Here is a 17,183-nt window from a genome sequence, read left to right as displayed (position 1 = left end):
ATCTAACCATCTAACCATCTAACCATCTAACCATCTAACCATCTAACCTGTCTAACGACCTCCTAGGATGAAATTGTTCTACAATCTCAGTTAAATGACTTTTATCCAGATGTACATAAATTTCGGTAGTGGTGATGCTTTCATGGCCAAGCATGAGTTGGATGGATCTTAAATCGGCTTTGTTTTTTAAAAGGTGTGTTGCAAACGAATGTCTAAACGTATGTGGGGAAATGCTTTTTTTAAGTCCGATTTTTTCAGCCAATTGTTTTATAATAGTGAAAACCATGGCTCGTGTTAGTTGTTTGCCTCTACGGTTTAAAAACAAAGTATCTTCAAAGCCATTTTTAATAATCATGTGATTGCGAATGTCACTTCGATATATATTGATGTACTTTTGGGTAATACCTATTATAGGAACAAATCGTTGTTTATCACCCTTGCCTGTTACTTTAATAAAGCCTTCTTCAAAAAATAAATCTGATATTTTAAGATTAATAAGTTCACTTACTCGCAATCCACAGCCATATAAAGTTTCTAGCATGGCTCGATTACGCTCACCTTCGGGTTTGCTTAAATCAATAGCATTAATTAGGTTATCAATTTCTTTTTCAGAAAGTGTGTCGGGTAATTTGCGTCCTATTTTTGGGGATTCAATAAGTTCTAAAGGGTTTGAATTTATATAATCCTCAAACACCAAATAATTAAAAAAACTGCGTAAACCAGATATTAATCGTGATTGGGAACGTGCATTAACTGTTTTTGCTGTTTCATAAATAAATTGCTGTACGGTTTCTGTTGAAATAGAAATAGGGGAATCGTTGATATGATGGCTTTCCAAATAAGAAATTAATTTAGCAACATCAAGGCTGTAGTTTTCGATAGAATTTTTAGACAAACCCCGTTCTATTTTTAAATATAATTGATAGTCTTTAAGTGCGTTTTTCCATTTCATTGGGTTAAAAATAAGCAAAAAAAAAGCAGCTATATAGCTGCTTTTTATAAATATATTTAATGTTACTCGAAATTATCGGTTAATATATTAATTAAATCTACAATAGCCCATATGCCTAAACCTCCAATTGTAAGAATAAATAAAATATTCCAACCCACTGGTTTTTTGTAATACCATCTGTGTGCAGCAAATGGCCATCCTAAAAAGAACCATAAAGCAACTCCAACCCACTTATCTTTGCCTGCTGTTGTGGCAACGGGAGTTAACACTTCTTCGGTGTTATTCGTTGTAATTTCTGTGTTTGTTGTTGAAATTGTTCTTTTTACAGGAAAAGAAGCATAACTAGCAGAGTAACTTAATAAAACTACTAATAAAGAAAGTAATAATTTAGTTTTCATAATTTAATTGGTTTAAATTTGTCCGTGCAATTTAAAAAAATATTTACAATATGTTTAGAAAACACTTACTTTTTTTGTTAGCTTTTAGTCTTGGCAATGTTTGCTTTTCACAAAACCAACATGAATATTTTGGAGCTATAATTCTTAGTGATTCAATATCAATCACTTGCAAGATAAATATTTCGGAAAAAGATGGAGAAGTAAAAGGATATTCATTAACAGATTTAGGTGGGGAACAAGAAACTAGATCTAATATTTTTGGTGAATATGATAAAAACAAGAAAGAGTTAAGTTTTAGAGAAACAGGAATTGTTTATACCAAATCTCCCATATCCCAAAATGATTTTTGTTTTATGAATGTAACTATTAAAAATTTTGTTTTTGGAAAAACCACACAAGTCAAAACTAAATTTTTAGGATTGTTTTATGATAATACAAAATGTATTAGTGGTGAACTTTTTTTTAATGCGATTGAAAAGGTTGAAGCAAGACTAAGTAAAGTATCAAAAAAGATAGAAAAAACTAATAGAATTTCAGATAGTATTAAAGAAAAAATAAATCCTATAAAAATTATGGATTCTTTAAACATGAATATATTAAGAAAAAATCAAACGTTAAGTGTTTTTACCAAAGCGAAAAAAATTAATTTAATTATTTATGATGGAGGTAAACAAGATGGTGACAAAATTACAATAATTGCGAATGGAAAAGTAATTTTGAACTCATATCAAGCAGATAAAACAAAAAGAATTATACCTATAGAAATTAACAATAATAAAATGTCTATAATCATAAAAGCTAATAATGAAGGCTCAATTTCGCCAAATACAGTAGTAGTTGAAATAGATGATAATAGCAACTATATAAAAGCTTTGTCAAATTTAAAAGTTAATGAAACTACTCAAATAGATATTTTAAAGGAATGATTAAAAAATTTTTTTGTAGTTTTTCAAGTAGTATCCAAAAAACCGTCTAAAATATAAAGGGTAATCTTTTAAAGCGTTTTTACCATTTCATATTTATAAAAACAGTATAATTTTTATAGTAAAAAAGCATGTGTTATTATACGTGTTTTTCATATTAATTAGTTTGATATAATAATTACAAGTAGTTTATTTTAAGTTATTTAAATGCATATGTTAATAAAATTGTTAACAACCTAAAGAATTATTATAAAAATTCTAAAAAAAAGCATTTAATTTGCGTATAAACCAATTAAAACTATTTAAATTATGAAAAAATTATTTTTATTGCCAATTTTTGCGATTTTCGCAATATTAAATATGAGTGCTCAAGGAGATTTAAATGCCGGCATTAATCTTGGATTACCTATAGGGGATGCAGGAGATGGTTGGACATTTAATGTGACTCTAGATGTCAACTATTTATGGGATGCGGGAGAAAACTTTAAAGCAGGTGTTGCAACAGGTTATTCTCACTCTTTCGGGGATAGTATAGAGACAGGGTTTGGAACTATAGATGTTGATGATGCGCAATTTTTACCTGTTGCTGGAGCTGCTCGTTTTGCCATTTCTGATAAGTTTACATTAGGAGCTGATTTAGGTTATGCAATAGGGATTGATGAAGGTAATGATGGAGGTTTTTATTATGCCCCTAGAGTTCAATATGCCATTAGTGAGTCGCTTGATGTTGTTTTTGCTTACAGAGGGGTTAGTCTTGATGGAGGTTCTTTTGATGTATTAACATTAGGAGTAGAATTTGGATTATAATTAAAAGTAATATTTATGAAAAAGGGGCAGCTAATTAACTGCTCCTTTTTTTATATGAAAAACTAAATTAATCCGTTGAATGTGAGTTTTTTATCGATTAAGTAATTTTTAAGAAAGAAAAAATGTATAATATAAATAAATTTTTTCTTGTTTAATTAATGGATTGCTATTATGTTTGCCGAATAATTTAAAACAATTAAACCAAATTTATTATGAAAAAATTATTATTGAGTGCTGTTATTGCTGTTTTAGGATTATCACAAGTAAATGCCCAAGACGAAGACGCTACTGGAGGTTTTAATAACGGAGACCTTTATGTGAGTGGGAGTTTAGGTTTTGACAGTAGTAAACAAGGAGATTTTAAAAGAAATAGTTTAGACTTTTCTCCATCTGTTGGTTATTTTGTAAGTGATAACATTGCTTTAGAATTAAATTTATTAGTTGGCTCTACTAAAGATGAAGATGATGACAAAACTTCTAGAGTTGGAGGAGGTCTTGGAGCTACTTATTTCTTCACTCCATCTAATCAATTTTCTTTTACATTAGGTGCTGGTTTTGCTTATGTTAGTGATACAAATAAGCCAGATGGCGGTCCTGATTTCAAAGTTAACTCTTTTGCAGTAGCAATTGCTCCTGGTTTAAATTATTTTATATCTGATAATTTTGCATTGAGAGCTTCAATAGCAGCATTGTCATATGCAAGTGCAAAAGCTGATTTTGACGGTGCAGAAGCAGCAAATAATTTTAGTTTAAATGCGGATTTATCTAATATCAATTTAGGGGTTACTTATAAATTCTAATTTTAAGAATTATAAATAATAAAAACCGAAGCTAACACCTTCGGTTTTTTTATGCCAATTTTTAATATATTTACCTCATGAAAAAACTAATCATCATCAACGGTCCCAACTTAAATTTGTTAGGTAAACGTGAACCAGCAATTTATGGAAGTTTATCATTTACCGAGTTTTTAGAAGAAATTAAAGGGAAATACCCAACGGTTCAAATAGACTATTTTCAATCTAATATTGAAGGCGTACTTATTGACAAATTACACGAAGTAGGCTTTAGTTTTGATGGGATTATTTTAAATGCGGGTGCTTATACCCATACCTCTATTGGTATTGGTGATGCTGTTAAGGGGATTGAAACACCTGTGGTTGAAGTTCATATTTCTAACACCTTTGGGAGAGAAGAATTTAGGCATCAATCGTATATATCACCCAATGCTAAAGGTGTTATTCTCGGTTTTGGTTTGCAGAGTTATGAATTGGCTATACAGAGCTTTTAAAAGCCCCACCTAGCCTCCCCGAAGGGGAGGGACTCTTACTCGGATGAATAAATAAAAAAATGCGATTCTAAAATAGAATCGCATTTTTTTATATTATTTTTTTTAATGTTGAGTGCTAATTCCTCCCCTTCGGGGAGGATAGGTGGGGCCTACAAGTGAATCACTTCTCCATAAGCATCGGCAACAGCTTCCATAACCGCTTCACTCATCGTTGGATGCGGATGTACTGCTTTTAATACTTCATGCCCTGTAGTTTCTAGTTTTCTTCCTAAAACGGCTTCTGCAATCATATCGGTGACACCAGCTCCAATCATGTGGCAACCTAACCATTCACCATATTTAGCATCAAAAATTACTTTTACAAAGCCTTCTTTGTTGCCACCTGCACTTGCTTTACCAGAAGCAGAGAACGGAAATTTTCCAACTTTAATGTCAAATCCTTTTTCTTTAGCTTGTTTTTCGGTTAAACCAACGCTTGCAATTTCTGGAGAACAATAGGTGCAACCTGGGATGTTTCCATAATCTAATGCCTCTACATGCTGTCCAGCAATTTTTTCAACACATAAAATACCTTCAGCCGAAGCAACGTGTGCTAAAGCTTGACCAGGTGTTACATCGCCAATAGCGTAGTATCCAGGAATGTTGGTTTGGTAAAAGTTGTTTACTAAAATTTTATCTCTATCAACAACAATTCCAACATCTTCTAAACCAATGTTTTCAATATTTGTTTTGATGCCAACAGCAGATAAAATAATATCGGCTTCTAAAACTTCTTCGCCTTTGCTGGTTTTTACGGTAGCTTTAACGCCTTTGCCAGATGTGTCTACTTTAGTAACTTCGGCAGAAGTCATAATATTAATGCCACTCTTCTTAAAAGATTTTTCTAATTGTTTTGATACGTCTTCATCTTCAACAGGCACCACGTTTGGTAAAAATTCCACGATAGTTACTTCAGTACCCATAGAGTTGTAGAAATAGGCGAATTCAACGCCAATAGCTCCAGAACCTACTACAATCATTTTTTTAGGTTGGTTTGGTAAGCTCATTGCTTCTCTGTATCCGATAACTTTTTTACCATCTTGCGGTAAGCTTGGTAATTCGCGAGAACGAGCGCCAGTAGCAATTATAATGTGGTCTGCACTATATTCTGTTCCATCAACATCAACCTTTTTTCCTGGTTTAAGTTTTCCGAAACCGTTAATAACGTCTATTTTGTTCTTCTTCATTAAAAATAGAACCCCTTTGCTCATACCATCGGCAACACCACGGCTACGGTTTACAACAGCGCTAAAATCTTTATCATAATCTTTAACAGATAAGCCGTAATCACCAGCATGTTTTAGATACTCAAATACTTGAGCAGATTTTAACAACGCTTTAGTTGGGATACACCCCCAGTTTAAACATACACCCCCAAGGTTTTCTTTTTCAATAACAGCGGTTTTAAAACCTAGTTGGGATGCTCTAATAGCTGTAACATAACCACCAGGGCCACTTCCAAGGACAATAATATCGTATTTACTCATGAGATTCTTTTAATCATTATTTCAGGCTACGAATTTACGAAACCTATTTTTAATAAAGAATTTAGAAGTCTATAAAATTTATATCTTTTATTACCTTTGTTTTTAAGATTTACCTTATGAATATACCAAGAACTAGTTTTCCTCGCATCGTGATTATAGGTGGCGGTTTTGCAGGCGTTTCGTTGGCAAAAGAGTTGTCAAAGCAAGAAGTACAAGTGGTTTTACTTGATAAAAATAATTACCATACGTTTCAACCACTTCTTTATCAGGTGTCTACGGGTGGTTTGGAGCCCGATTCCATTGCATATCCTATCAGAAAAATATTAAAGGATTTTCCTAATTTTCATTTCAGATTGGCTAATGTTGAAGAAATAAACACGCTAGAAAATAAAGTGTTAACAGATATTGGTGTGCTTAAATTTGACTATTTGGTAGTTGCTTCAGGTGCAGAAACAAACTATTTTGGAAATGCAGAAGTGAAAAAAAACAGTATGGCTATGAAAACCATACCTGAATCTTTAAATTTAAGAAGCTTAATATTAGAAAACTTTGAAGAAGCTTTATTGACTTCCGATTTAAACGAACGGAATGCTTTAATGAATTTTGTAATAGTAGGTGGCGGACCAACAGGAGTAGAGCTAGCAGGTGCTCTAGCAGAAATTAAAAAAGGCATCTTACCAAAGGATTATCCCGATTTAGATACACGTTTGGCGCAAATTCATATCGTCCAATCCAGTGATTGTATTTTAAAAGGTATGAGTGATAAGGCATCTCAAAAAGCTGAGGATTTTTTAGAAAAACTCGGGGTTAACATATGGAAAAACGTAAGAGTAACCAATTATGATGGCAAAACAGTAACAACCAATACCGATTTAACTTTTGAAACCGCCACCTTAGTTTGGGCGGCAGGCGTAAAAGGTGCTACAATAAAAGGCTTGGATGCGGGTGGTTTTGTTACCAACGGTCAACGACTTTTAGTGAATGAATTTAACCAAGTAAAAGGGTTTGACACTATTTTTGCTGTTGGAGATATTGCTTGTATGGTTACTAATGAATGCCCTAATGGGTTGCCCATGATGGCACAGCCAGCCATTCAACAAGGGAAACAACTGGGTGAAAATATGGTGAGGCTCATTGAAAAAAAGCCAATGATTCCTTTTGTTTATAAAGACAAAGGAGTGATGGCAACCATTGGGCGCAATAAAGCGGTGGTCGATTTACCTAAATTTAAATTCCAAGGTGTTTTTGCTTGGTATGTTTGGATGTTTGTCCACCTTTTTTTCTTAATAGGTTTTAGAAACCGCATGGTAGTTTTTATAAATTGGGTATATAATTATATACGGTTTGATAGAGAAGCGAGATTGATTATAAGACCTTATAAAAGGCATTTAAAAAAATAGTCTTTAGTATATGACAAAAAAATAAATATATTTAGACGTCTATATGGGCCTCTCGTCTACGCTCAAGATAAACTAAAGTTGAAGACATTGGAAATATTATTTTTAATCGCATTTCGAAAGCTGCGTTTTTATCTTCAAATAAAAATATATTTTCATTTTCGATAATACTACCAATGATTTTTTTTAAATTTATGACTTCGACAAGCTCAATTTGACAAACTAAACGTTATTTTGTATGGCTTTTTTTAACTTAAAAATGGTACTTCAATGTGACACGCTTCAATTCGTGTCAGGTACCAATTTTTTTAGCTTAAATCATCTGTAAAATGCCGTTTGCCTTTTTCTTTACTGAATTTATCTTGATTATATTTTGAAGAATGTCCTTTTGGTATAGATAAAGACTGCCAATGTTCATCTTTTAAAAGTTTTCCTAAAAAAACGATTTGCCCAATGTGGTAGGGGTAATGTGCTAATTGCCTGTTAATAGCTTCTACAACGGTATGTCCTTCATTTCTAATGTAAATAATGTGCTCCAAATCTTCATTTTTTAAAGATTTTAAAGCATTAAACAAACAAAACCAACCACTTTCCCACGAAGCTATTAAATCCTCTTTTGAAGTATAAGTGTCTTCAAATTCCGAATCACGGTTACGCCAATTTTTTTCGCCATCTTCAGTTAAAAAATTGGTCCAACGGCTTAACATATTGCCAACAATATGTTTTGCAATAACCGAAATGGAGTTTGAAGCTTCATTACTTTGCCATTGCATTTCTTCAAAAGTCAATTGGCTAAAAGTTTTATCACCCAAACTTTTATAGTATTCAAATTGCTTAATAACACTTACTAAATAGCTTTCCATATTCTTAAATTAAATCCCAAAATTAAAACTCCAAATATTAAGAACCAAGCCTTGTCGACAAACAATTTATTGTTCGGGAATAAATTTAAGTGCCGCACCATTGATACAGTGTCTTTTTCCTGTAGTATGTTGAGGGCCATCATTAAAAACATGTCCTAAATGCCCACCACAGGTAGCGCAGTGTTCTTCATTACGGGAATAGCCTAAATTATTGTCAGTTCCAAAAGCAACGTTTCCTTTTATTTCCCTATCAAAACTGGGCCAACCCGTGCCAGAGTCAAATTTATGTTCACTTTTAAATAAAGGCGTGTTACATCCAGCACAAACATAAGTGCCTTTTTTGTAATTTTTATTTAATGGACTTGAGAACGGACGTTCGGTACCTGCTTTACGTAAAACATAGTATGCCATTTCAGATAATTCAGTTTTCCATTCGGCATCGGTTTTAGATACTTTATACGTATTCTTATTTCCTTTTTGGGCGTTGCCATTGCAGTTAAATAATATGAATGCAGTGCAAAAAATGATTAGTTTCTTCATGTGTTTTTTTAATAGGTCGAAATTAATTAGGAAACATAACATCTCGAATAAAATGTTAATTATAGAAAATAAAAATAAAGTTGTGTAAAAAAATTAAGGTACAATTTTTGTACTTTTATTGAATAATTAAAACAATAAATATGAAACTGAAAAATGCATTTATAATATTAGGAATAGTAGGGTTCACTGTATCGTGTGCAACGAATCCTTTTACAGGAAAAAAAACCATGGCATTGGTGCCAAATTCTCAGTTATTTCCGACTGCTTTTGCTCAATATGACCAATTTTTATCTGAAAACAAAGTCATTAAAGGTACTTCGGATGCAGCTATGGTTACCCGGGTAGGGCAAAAAATTGCTGTTGCTGCCGAACGTTGGTTAAATGCAAACGGCTATGTTGGTTATTTAAACGATTATAAATGGGAATATAATTTAGTAGAGGATAAAACAGTAAATGCTTGGTGTATGCCTGGAGGAAAAATAGTTGTTTATACAGGTATTTTACCCATTGCGAAAGGTGAAACGGGTTTAGCAGCAATTATTGGGCATGAAGTGGCGCACGCTTTGGCTAATCACGGGCAACAACGTATGAGTGCTGCTTATGTACAACAAGGTGTCGCTATTGCTGGAAATATAGCTATTAAAGATGAGCAATCTAGAAACGCTTTTAATCAATATTATGGTGTAGGTTCCCAAGTAGGCGTGATGTTGCCTTTTAGTAGATCCCACGAAACCGAAGCTGACAAAATAGGATTGTATATTATGGCCATAGCGGGTTATAATCCTGATGAAGCCGCAGAACTTTGGAAACGTATGAGTGCACAAAGTAACGGACAAGCACCACCGGAATTATTAAGCACACACCCTTCAAACGATTCAAGGATTGCTAATCTTACTGCACTAGCACCAAAAGCGAAAGAAGAAGCAGCCAAGTTTGGGGTGACTTCATTTAGATAATAGTTTCTTAAGACGAAATTCAAAAATATTTACTTACTTTGAAGCTGCTCATAAAAGAGCAGCTTTTTATTTATGGCAGTATTAGAAAAGGGAAGTAAAAAACTTCTCAATGCTTGGGCATTTTACGATTGGGCAAACTCGGTTTATACTTTAACCATTGCGTCGTCTATATTCCCCATATTTTATTCCGCATTATTTTTAAGCGACATAAAAGTGGTTCATGCTTTTGGAATGACGTTTAAAAGTACCGCATTAATCACTTTCGTTACGGCGTTTACTTTTTTGGTGGTGGCTATTACTTCGCCAATACTATCGGGTATCGCCGATTATGTAGGTAATAAAAAGAACTTTTTAAAATTCTTTTGTTATGTTGGAAGCGCAGGTTGTATTGGGCTGTATTGGTTTGATGTAACACCCGATAAAATTCATATCAGTTTGCTTTTTTACTTTATGGGATTAATTGGTTATTGGGGAAGTTTGGTGTTTTATAATTCCTATTTACCGGATATTGCCTTTCCAGAACAGCAAGATAGAGTAAGTGCGAAAGGATTTTCACTTGGATACATAGGCAGTGTTATTTTACTGATAGTTAATTTAGTAATGGTGCTCTATCCTCAATTTTTTGGATTTGATATTAGTATATCAGAGACTATAAGAGAAAATGGGACAGAAGCTGAAATCATTGAAGCAGCAGTGAGTGCAAAAAATGCAGCTTCTTTTGAAGCTATGAAAATCTCTTTTATTACAGTGGGTTTATGGTGGGCATTATTTAGTCAATATTCATTTTATTGGTTACCAAAAGGAACCTCTACAGGACATAAAGTCACGAGAGATATAGTCTTTAATGGTTTAAAAGAGCTACGATTAGTCTGGAAAGAATTAAAACTAAATTTAAGATTGAAACGTTATTTATATGCTTTTTTTGTATTCAGTATGGCGGTTCAAACCATTATGTTAATTGCTGTTTATTTTGGAGAAGAAGAAATAGCCTGGGGAGGTGATGATGCAAAAAAGAAAGGTTTAATAGGCAGTATTTTAATTATTCAATTAGTCGCGGTAATTGGAGCTGTTTTAACATCAAGAGCTTCAGCAAAATTCGGGAATATCAAGACTTTAATTGCTGTTAATTTTATTTGGATGTCATTGTGTTTTTATGCCTATTTTATGGAAACACCTTTACAGTTTTATATAGCAGCATCTTTGGTAGGTTTGGTTATGGGAGGAATTCAAGCATTAGCAAGATCAACCTATTCCAAGTTTTTACCGGAAACAGATGATACGACATCGTATTTTAGTTTTTATGATGTTGCCGAAAAAATAGGTATTGTAATAGGTATGATAATTTTTGCTTCCATAGATCAAATTACAGGAAGCATGCGAAATGGTATTCTGTTTTTGTTTTTGTTCTTTTTAGCTGGCATCATATTATTATTTAGAGTTCCTAAGAAAAATATAGAAGCTTAAATCCTAATTATTAAATGAATTAGGATTTAAGCTTTCTGTTTAATCTAAATTAATTTCAATTCTCTTTTTCTCATATTTTTTGCTGCTTTAACTAAGTTTTTTAAAGCCTCTTTTGTTTCTGGCCAATCTCTGGTCTTTAAACCACAATCTGGGTTTACCCAAATATGTTGCGTTGGTAAAACATTTTTAGCTTTCATTAACAAGGTCTCAATTTCTTCTAATGATGGTACTCTAGGAGAATGAATATCATAAACACCAGGGCCGATTTCATTAGGATATTTGAAGTTTACAAAGGCATTTAATAATTCCATTTCAGATCGAGAGGTTTCAATAGTGATAACGTCGGCATCCATATCGGCGATATTTGAAATAATATCATTAAATTCAGAATAGCACATGTGAGTATGAATTTGTGTTTCATCATTTACACCACTTGCTGAAATTCTAAATGCCTTAACTGCCCAATTTAAATAGTGCTGCCAATCTTCTTTTCTTAGAGGTAAACCTTCTCGAATAGCAGGTTCATCTATTTGAATAATTTTTAAACCATTTTTTTCAAGATCAACAACTTCATCTCTAATAGCTAAAGCTATTTGGTTACAAGTGGTTGCTCTGGGCTGATCATTTCTAACAAAAGACCACTGTAATATAGTTACAGGACCTGTTAACATGCCTTTTACAGGAATATCGGTTAAGCTTTGTGCGTAGGTAGACCATTTGATTGTCATGGGTTTTTCACGAGATACATCGCCGAATAAAATAGGTGGTTTTACACATCGGCTACCGTAGCTTTGTACCCAACCGTAGTCACTAAAGGCAAATCCGTTTAGTTTTTCCCCAAAATATTCAACCATATCATTGCGTTCAAATTCGCCATGAACAAGCACATCTAAGCCTATTTCTTCTTGAAAACGAATAGAGTTTTCAATTTCTTTAGCTATTAAAGAATCATAGTCGTTTTGTGATAGAAGGCCTTTTTTGTATTTTAATCGCCAGTTTCTAACTTCTTTGGTTTGTGGAAAAGACCCAATAGTTGTCGTTGGGTACAAAGGTAATTTTAGTGCTTCTTTTTGTTTCGCTTGCCTAATTGAAAAGTTGTTTTCTCTATGGCTATCGGCTTCTTTAAGATTGGATATGCGATCTTTTACGTTTTGGTTATGAATAAGTTTAGAACTTTGTCGGGTCAAGTTCGCTAGTTTGTTTTCTTCAAAAAGTGACAAATAAGCTTCGTTATTAGGAGTCGAAAGTTCTTTAAGTGTGGTTATTTCTTCTAACTTTTGTTTTGAAAAAGCGAGCCATTGTTTTATTTCTGATTGCAAATTGGTTTCTAAATCTAAATCGTAAGGTGTATGCAATAGCGAACAAGATGCTGAAATCCATATGTTTTCAGGAAGGATGCTGCTAGTGGCTTTTTCAATGATTTTTAAAGAGGCTTCAAAATCATTTTTCCAAATATTTCTACCATCTACAAGCCCTAATGCTAATTTTGTTTTAGGATTGTAATTTTTAGATTCTAAGATATCATCTAGCTGTGAAGGGCATCTTACTAAATCTAAATGTAGTGTGTCCACTGGAAGTTGGAGTGCTGTATCTAAATTTTCACCATAACAATCAAAATAATTGGCTAGGTATATTCTTAATTTTGGAAACTTAGCATGGATTGTTTCGTAAGTCGTTGTTATGGCTTCACGTTCTTTTTCTGAAAGATTAAGTGCTAAACAAGGCTCATCAAATTGTATGTATTCAACGTCTAGATTTGTTAATTCTCCTATAATTTCAAAGTAAACAGGAAGTAATTTATCCAACAAGTCGATTCTATCAAATCCGTCTGCTTTCTCTTTTCCCAATAACAAAAATGTCACAGGCCCAATTAATACAGGTTTGGTTTTAATGCCTAATGCTAAGGCTTCTTTATATTCGTCAATAATTTTTTTAGAAAAGAATTCAAAGTTTTGGTCTTTTTCAAATTCAGGGACTATATAATGGTAGTTGGTGTCAAACCATTTTGTCATTTCCATAGCTGTGACATCTAAATGGTCTTTTTGGTACCCTCTAGCCATGGCGAAGTACAATTCCAGAAAATTATTTTTATCAAAATTCTTATAACGCTTGGGAATGCATCCGAAAGTTAGGCATGCATCTAATATTTGGTCGTAAAAAGAAAAATCGTTTGAAGGAATTAAATCAATCCCAAGTTTCTGTTGTTGTATCCAATTTTGTTTTTTCAGTTCAGAACCTGTTTTTAACAGCTCATCTTTGTCAATTCTTCCAGACCAAAAAGCTTCATTAGCTTTTTTAAGTTCGCGTTGACTTCCAATTCTTGGGTAGCCTAAAATGGTAGTTTTCATCTGTTTATGTTATTTGTTTTTAAAGGTCAGATGAAACACCCTTTAAAACCATCTTTGTGTGTGAATGCGGCTTTCATAGGTGTTTCATAATGTTTTATTAGTTTTAATGACTAAGCAAAATTATATTTAAAGAATAAAATGACATAATTATATGGTACATTTAGATGTATCAGCTATTTTTGTTTCTTATTTAAGATTTTTAATCTTTTAAATTAAAAAATGATGAGCTTTAAAGAAAATAATTCTGTAACTGCATTAGATGACATTGATGTCCGCATCTTGAAACTGTTACAATCTAAGTCAAACTTAACTACCAAAGAGTTGGCTGCTAAGGTGAATTTGTCTACAACACCAGTTTTTGAGCGGGTGAAAAAATTAGAAAAGGCTGGTTACATTAAAAACTACATAGCCGTTTTAGATGCTGAAAAGTTAAATAGAGGTTTAATGGTTTTTTGTAATATCAGGTTAAAGGAACATACAAGAGAAATAGGAAATCAATTTGTAAAAGACATTCTTTCATTGGAAGAAGTCACCGAATGTTATAATATTTCTGGAGATTATGATTTTTTTCTAAAAATATTGGTAAGTGATATGAAATCGTATCAAAATTTTGTTTTAAATCATTTAGGAAGCTTGCAAAATATAGGAAGTGCTCATAGCACTTTTGTCATGGGAGAAATTAAAAATTCATATTCTGTACCTATTTAATAGCTTTTTAATCATTGTTATCCAATAAAGCTTTTACAATTTCTCTGCAAACACAGTGATAATGGCTTTTTAAAGAGATTACTGATTTGTAGCCTTTCTTTTTGTAATAATAGGTTACTTACGATTATAAAAAACAGAAAAGTAAATCAATATGTTGCCATTTATATAGTCTATTTTCTTTTAGCAAAGCCTTGAATCTTTTTAATAGTTTAAAGGGAAAGTATAGACACAAAAAGAGACTGTCTAAAAAGTCCTTTAAATTTAATTTGTCAGGTTGAGCTTGTCGAAACCGATATTGATTACCAATAAGTTAAAATATTTCGACAAAGCCTGTGCTGAGCTTGTCGAAGTGCTCAATATGACATCAAACTAGACTTTTTTGACAGCCTCTTTTTTATGAACAGGTTTTTATTTAAGATTCAGCAGGTTTTTCAGCCTTTTCAATACTGATCTTTAGTTCTTGAGTTTTTTCATCTAAATCAATATGAATGCTATCGCCTTCTTCAACGTGTGAAGTGATGATTTCTTCGGCTAAAGCATCTTCGATATATTTTTGAATAGCTCGTTTTAATGGTCTTGCTCCATATTGTTTATCAAAACCTTTATCAGCAATATAATCTTTTGCTTTGTCGCTAAGTTTTAAGTTATATCCTAAATCCTTAATTCTTAAAAGAAGTTTATCAAGTTCAATATCAATAATTTTATTGATGTCTTCTTTTTCTAAAGGATTAAACACCACCACATCATCAATTCTATTTAAAAACTCTGGGGCGAATGATTTTTTTAAGGCATTTTCAATAACGCTTTTAGCATTGGCATCTTCTTGTGCTTTTTGCGAAGCAGTTCCAAAACCAATACCGACACCAAAATCTTTAAGTTTACGAGCTCCGATATTAGAAGTCATAATGATAATAGTGTTTCTAAAGTCAATTTTTCTTCCTAAGCTATCGGTTAAATACCCGTCATCAAGTACTTGAAGCAACATATTGAACACATCTGGATGCGCTTTTTCAATCTCATCCAAAAGAATTACAGCATAAGGTTTACGTCTTACTTTCTCTGTTAATTGTCCGCCTTCTTCGTAACCAACATATCCTGGAGGTGCACCCACTAGTCTTGAAATCGCAAATTTCTCCATGTATTCACTCATGTCTATTCTAACAAGCGCATCTTCACTGTCAAATAATTCGCGAGACAATACTTTTGCTAACTGTGTTTTACCAACGCCTGTTTGACCTAAAAATATAAACGAACCAATGGGCTTGTTAGGATCTTTAAGCCCTGCACGATTACGTTGAATAGCTTTTACAACCTTGGCAACAGCATCGTCTTGACCAATAACTTTACCTTTAATAAGTTTTGGTAACTCGGCCAATTTATTGATCTCGGTTTGAGCAATTCTGTTTACAGGAATTCCTGTCATCATTGAAACGACATCGGCAACATTATCTTCGGTAACAATTTCACGATGTTGCTTAGTATCTTCTTCCCATTTTTCTTGGGCAATGGCTAACTCTTTCTCAAGACGTTTTTCATCGTCTCTAAGTTTAGCAGCTTCCTCATATTTTTGCTTTTTAACAACCGAATTCTTTGTTTCTTTTACCATTTCGAGTTGCTTCTCAAGCTCAATAATTTGTTTCGGCACCTCAATATTAGTAATATGAACACGCGATCCGGCTTCGTCTAAAGCATCAATAGCTTTGTCTGGAAGGAAGCGCTCCGTCATATAACGATTAGTTAATTTTACACAGGCTTCAATAGCTTCAGGTGTATAATCAACATTGTGATGCTCTTCATATTTTGCCTTAATATTGTTGAGGATTTCAATAGTCTCTGCAACCGTAGTTGGTTCAACAATGACCTTTTGAAAACGACGTTCTAAAGCACCATCTTTTTCAATATATTGTCTGTATTCATCTAAAGTTGTAGCACCAATACATTGGATTTCGCCACGTGCCAAGGCCGGTTTAAACATGTTCGATGCGTCCAAACTGCCGGTTGCGCCACCAGCTCCAACAATGGTGTGGATTTCGTCGATAAACAAAATAACGTCGTTGTTTTTTTCAAGCTCATTCATAACCGCTTTCATGCGTTCTTCAAACTGTCCGCGGTATTTTGTTCCTGCAACTAAACTTGCCAAATCTAGCGTAACAACACGTTTGTTGAATAGAATTCTTGAAACTTTTCGTTTAACAATTCGAAGCGCCAAACCTTCGGCGATGGCCGATTTACCAACACCCGGTTCACCAATTAAAAGCGGATTGTTTTTCTTTCTTCTACTTAAAATTTGAGAAACGCGTTCAATTTCTTTTTCCCTGCCAACCACAGGGTCTAATTTGCCTTCTTCAGCAAGAACTGTTAAATCGCGACCAAAATTATCTAAAACAGGTGTTTTGGATTTTTTGTTTGCTTTGCCTGTTGGCGAATTAAAAATATCTTTTGAAGCATCATCTTCTGTATGGGAATCATCATCTTGAAATGATTCTGCTTTTGGTTCTATATATTCGTTATCGTTTGTTATCATAAATTTGAATTGTTCTTTAACATTGTCGTAATCAACTTTAAGCTTATTTAAAAGCTTGGTAGTGGGGTCGTTTTCGTTTCTTAAAATACAAAGCAACAAATGGGCTGTATTTATAGAAGTGCTTTGAAATAGTTTGGCTTCTAAAAACGTTGTTTTTAAAGCGCGTTCTGCTTGTCTAGTAAGATGTAGGTTCTTTTTTTGATTAGAAGCTACCGAAATATTTGGGTTAGCAGGACTTAATATTTCTACTTTGCGTCTTAGATGGTTTAAATCTACATCCAACGCATTTAAAATATTTATAGCCTTGCCATCGCCATCACGTAAAAGTCCAAGCATTAGGTGTTCAGTCCCAATAAAATCGTGACCTAGCCGTAATGCCTCTTCTTTGCTATAAGCAATTACATCTTTTACTCTTGGGGAAAAATTATCATCCATAATTAGTGTCCTTTCTGCATTAAAAATACTAAAACATTTTACCAACGGCAA

General features: G+C 33.2%; 15 protein-coding genes. 8 read left to right on the top strand and 7 right to left on the bottom strand.

What is annotated here, in order from left to right:
* Nucleotides 1-34: 34 nt before the first annotated feature.
* Nucleotides 35-952 (bottom strand): site-specific tyrosine recombinase XerD, encoded by a 918-nt coding sequence (xerD, locus tag ACGLWY_RS08110; RefSeq protein ID WP_396619174.1) that lies wholly within the window; start codon nucleotides 950-952, stop codon nucleotides 35-37.
* 62 nt (nucleotides 953-1,014) lie between these two features.
* Nucleotides 1,015-1,350, bottom strand: coding sequence for a TM2 domain-containing protein (locus tag ACGLWY_RS08105; protein WP_396619173.1), 336 nt, complete (start codon nucleotides 1,348-1,350; stop codon nucleotides 1,015-1,017).
* A 50-nt stretch (nucleotides 1,351-1,400) separates the two neighbouring features.
* On the opposite strand from ACGLWY_RS08105, the gene ACGLWY_RS08100 reads away from it, so the two are divergent.
* The 4 genes from ACGLWY_RS08100 to aroQ all read left to right on the top strand — a co-directional run bounded on the left by ACGLWY_RS08100 (nucleotide 1,401) and on the right by aroQ (nucleotide 4,371).
* On the top strand, nucleotides 1,401-2,276 hold the full coding sequence (locus ACGLWY_RS08100) for a hypothetical protein (RefSeq protein ID WP_396619172.1): 876 nt from the start codon (nucleotides 1,401-1,403) through the stop codon (nucleotides 2,274-2,276).
* Nucleotides 2,277-2,582: 306 nt separating this feature from the next.
* Complete coding sequence (locus tag ACGLWY_RS08095) at nucleotides 2,583-3,080, top strand: outer membrane beta-barrel protein (RefSeq protein ID WP_396619171.1); 498 nt, start codon at nucleotides 2,583-2,585, stop codon at nucleotides 3,078-3,080.
* Between the two features lie 212 nt (nucleotides 3,081-3,292).
* A complete protein-coding gene (locus ACGLWY_RS08090; RefSeq protein ID WP_396619170.1) occupies nucleotides 3,293-3,880 on the top strand; it encodes an outer membrane beta-barrel protein in 588 nt (195 codons plus the stop codon).
* A 77-nt stretch (nucleotides 3,881-3,957) separates the two neighbouring features.
* Nucleotides 3,958-4,371, top strand: coding sequence for a type II 3-dehydroquinate dehydratase (gene aroQ / locus ACGLWY_RS08085; RefSeq protein WP_396619169.1), 414 nt, complete (start codon nucleotides 3,958-3,960; stop codon nucleotides 4,369-4,371).
* A gap of 149 nt (nucleotides 4,372-4,520) precedes the next feature.
* Here aroQ and lpdA read toward each other — a convergent pair whose 3' ends face one another.
* Entirely contained in the window at nucleotides 4,521-5,897 is a 1,377-nt protein-coding gene (gene lpdA, locus ACGLWY_RS08080; RefSeq protein ID WP_396619168.1) for a dihydrolipoyl dehydrogenase, read from the bottom strand.
* 116 nt (nucleotides 5,898-6,013) lie between these two features.
* Between lpdA and ACGLWY_RS08075 the strand changes: the two genes are divergently transcribed.
* Nucleotides 6,014-7,297, top strand: coding sequence for an NAD(P)/FAD-dependent oxidoreductase (locus ACGLWY_RS08075; RefSeq protein WP_396619167.1), 1,284 nt, complete (start codon nucleotides 6,014-6,016; stop codon nucleotides 7,295-7,297).
* Nucleotides 7,298-7,602: 305 nt separating this feature from the next.
* Here ACGLWY_RS08075 and ACGLWY_RS08070 read toward each other — a convergent pair whose 3' ends face one another.
* Both ACGLWY_RS08070 and msrB read right to left on the bottom strand, forming a co-directional pair.
* On the bottom strand, nucleotides 7,603-8,157 hold the full coding sequence (locus ACGLWY_RS08070; protein ID WP_396619166.1) for a DUF1572 family protein: 555 nt from the start codon (nucleotides 8,155-8,157) through the stop codon (nucleotides 7,603-7,605).
* Between the two features lie 66 nt (nucleotides 8,158-8,223).
* On the bottom strand, nucleotides 8,224-8,697 hold the full coding sequence (gene msrB / locus ACGLWY_RS08065) for a peptide-methionine (R)-S-oxide reductase MsrB (protein ID WP_396619165.1): 474 nt from the start codon (nucleotides 8,695-8,697) through the stop codon (nucleotides 8,224-8,226).
* A gap of 140 nt (nucleotides 8,698-8,837) precedes the next feature.
* Here msrB and ACGLWY_RS08060 point away from each other — a divergent pair, with 140 nt between their 5' ends.
* Both ACGLWY_RS08060 and ACGLWY_RS08055 read left to right on the top strand, forming a co-directional pair.
* Nucleotides 8,838-9,653, top strand: coding sequence for a M48 family metallopeptidase (locus ACGLWY_RS08060; protein WP_396619164.1), 816 nt, complete (start codon nucleotides 8,838-8,840; stop codon nucleotides 9,651-9,653).
* A gap of 72 nt (nucleotides 9,654-9,725) precedes the next feature.
* Nucleotides 9,726-11,117 (top strand): MFS transporter, encoded by a 1,392-nt coding sequence (locus ACGLWY_RS08055; protein ID WP_396619163.1) that lies wholly within the window; start codon nucleotides 9,726-9,728, stop codon nucleotides 11,115-11,117.
* Between the two features lie 44 nt (nucleotides 11,118-11,161).
* Here ACGLWY_RS08055 and metE read toward each other — a convergent pair whose 3' ends face one another.
* A complete protein-coding gene (gene metE, locus ACGLWY_RS08050; RefSeq protein ID WP_396619162.1) occupies nucleotides 11,162-13,465 on the bottom strand; it encodes a 5-methyltetrahydropteroyltriglutamate--homocysteine S-methyltransferase in 2,304 nt (767 codons plus the stop codon).
* A 222-nt stretch (nucleotides 13,466-13,687) separates the two neighbouring features.
* Here metE and ACGLWY_RS08045 point away from each other — a divergent pair, with 222 nt between their 5' ends.
* A complete protein-coding gene (locus ACGLWY_RS08045; RefSeq protein ID WP_396619270.1) occupies nucleotides 13,688-14,173 on the top strand; it encodes an Lrp/AsnC family transcriptional regulator in 486 nt (161 codons plus the stop codon).
* 412 nt (nucleotides 14,174-14,585) lie between these two features.
* Here ACGLWY_RS08045 and ACGLWY_RS08040 read toward each other — a convergent pair whose 3' ends face one another.
* On the bottom strand, nucleotides 14,586-17,132 hold the full coding sequence (locus ACGLWY_RS08040; RefSeq protein WP_396619161.1) for an ATP-dependent Clp protease ATP-binding subunit: 2,547 nt from the start codon (nucleotides 17,130-17,132) through the stop codon (nucleotides 14,586-14,588).
* Nucleotides 17,133-17,183 lie beyond the last annotated feature (51 nt).

The organism is Mariniflexile sp. HMF6888, from assembly GCF_044335535.1.
In the GTDB taxonomy this organism is placed as follows: Bacteria; Bacteroidota; Bacteroidia; order Flavobacteriales; family Flavobacteriaceae; genus Mariniflexile.
This window is presented reverse-complemented; position numbering and strand designations above follow the sequence as displayed.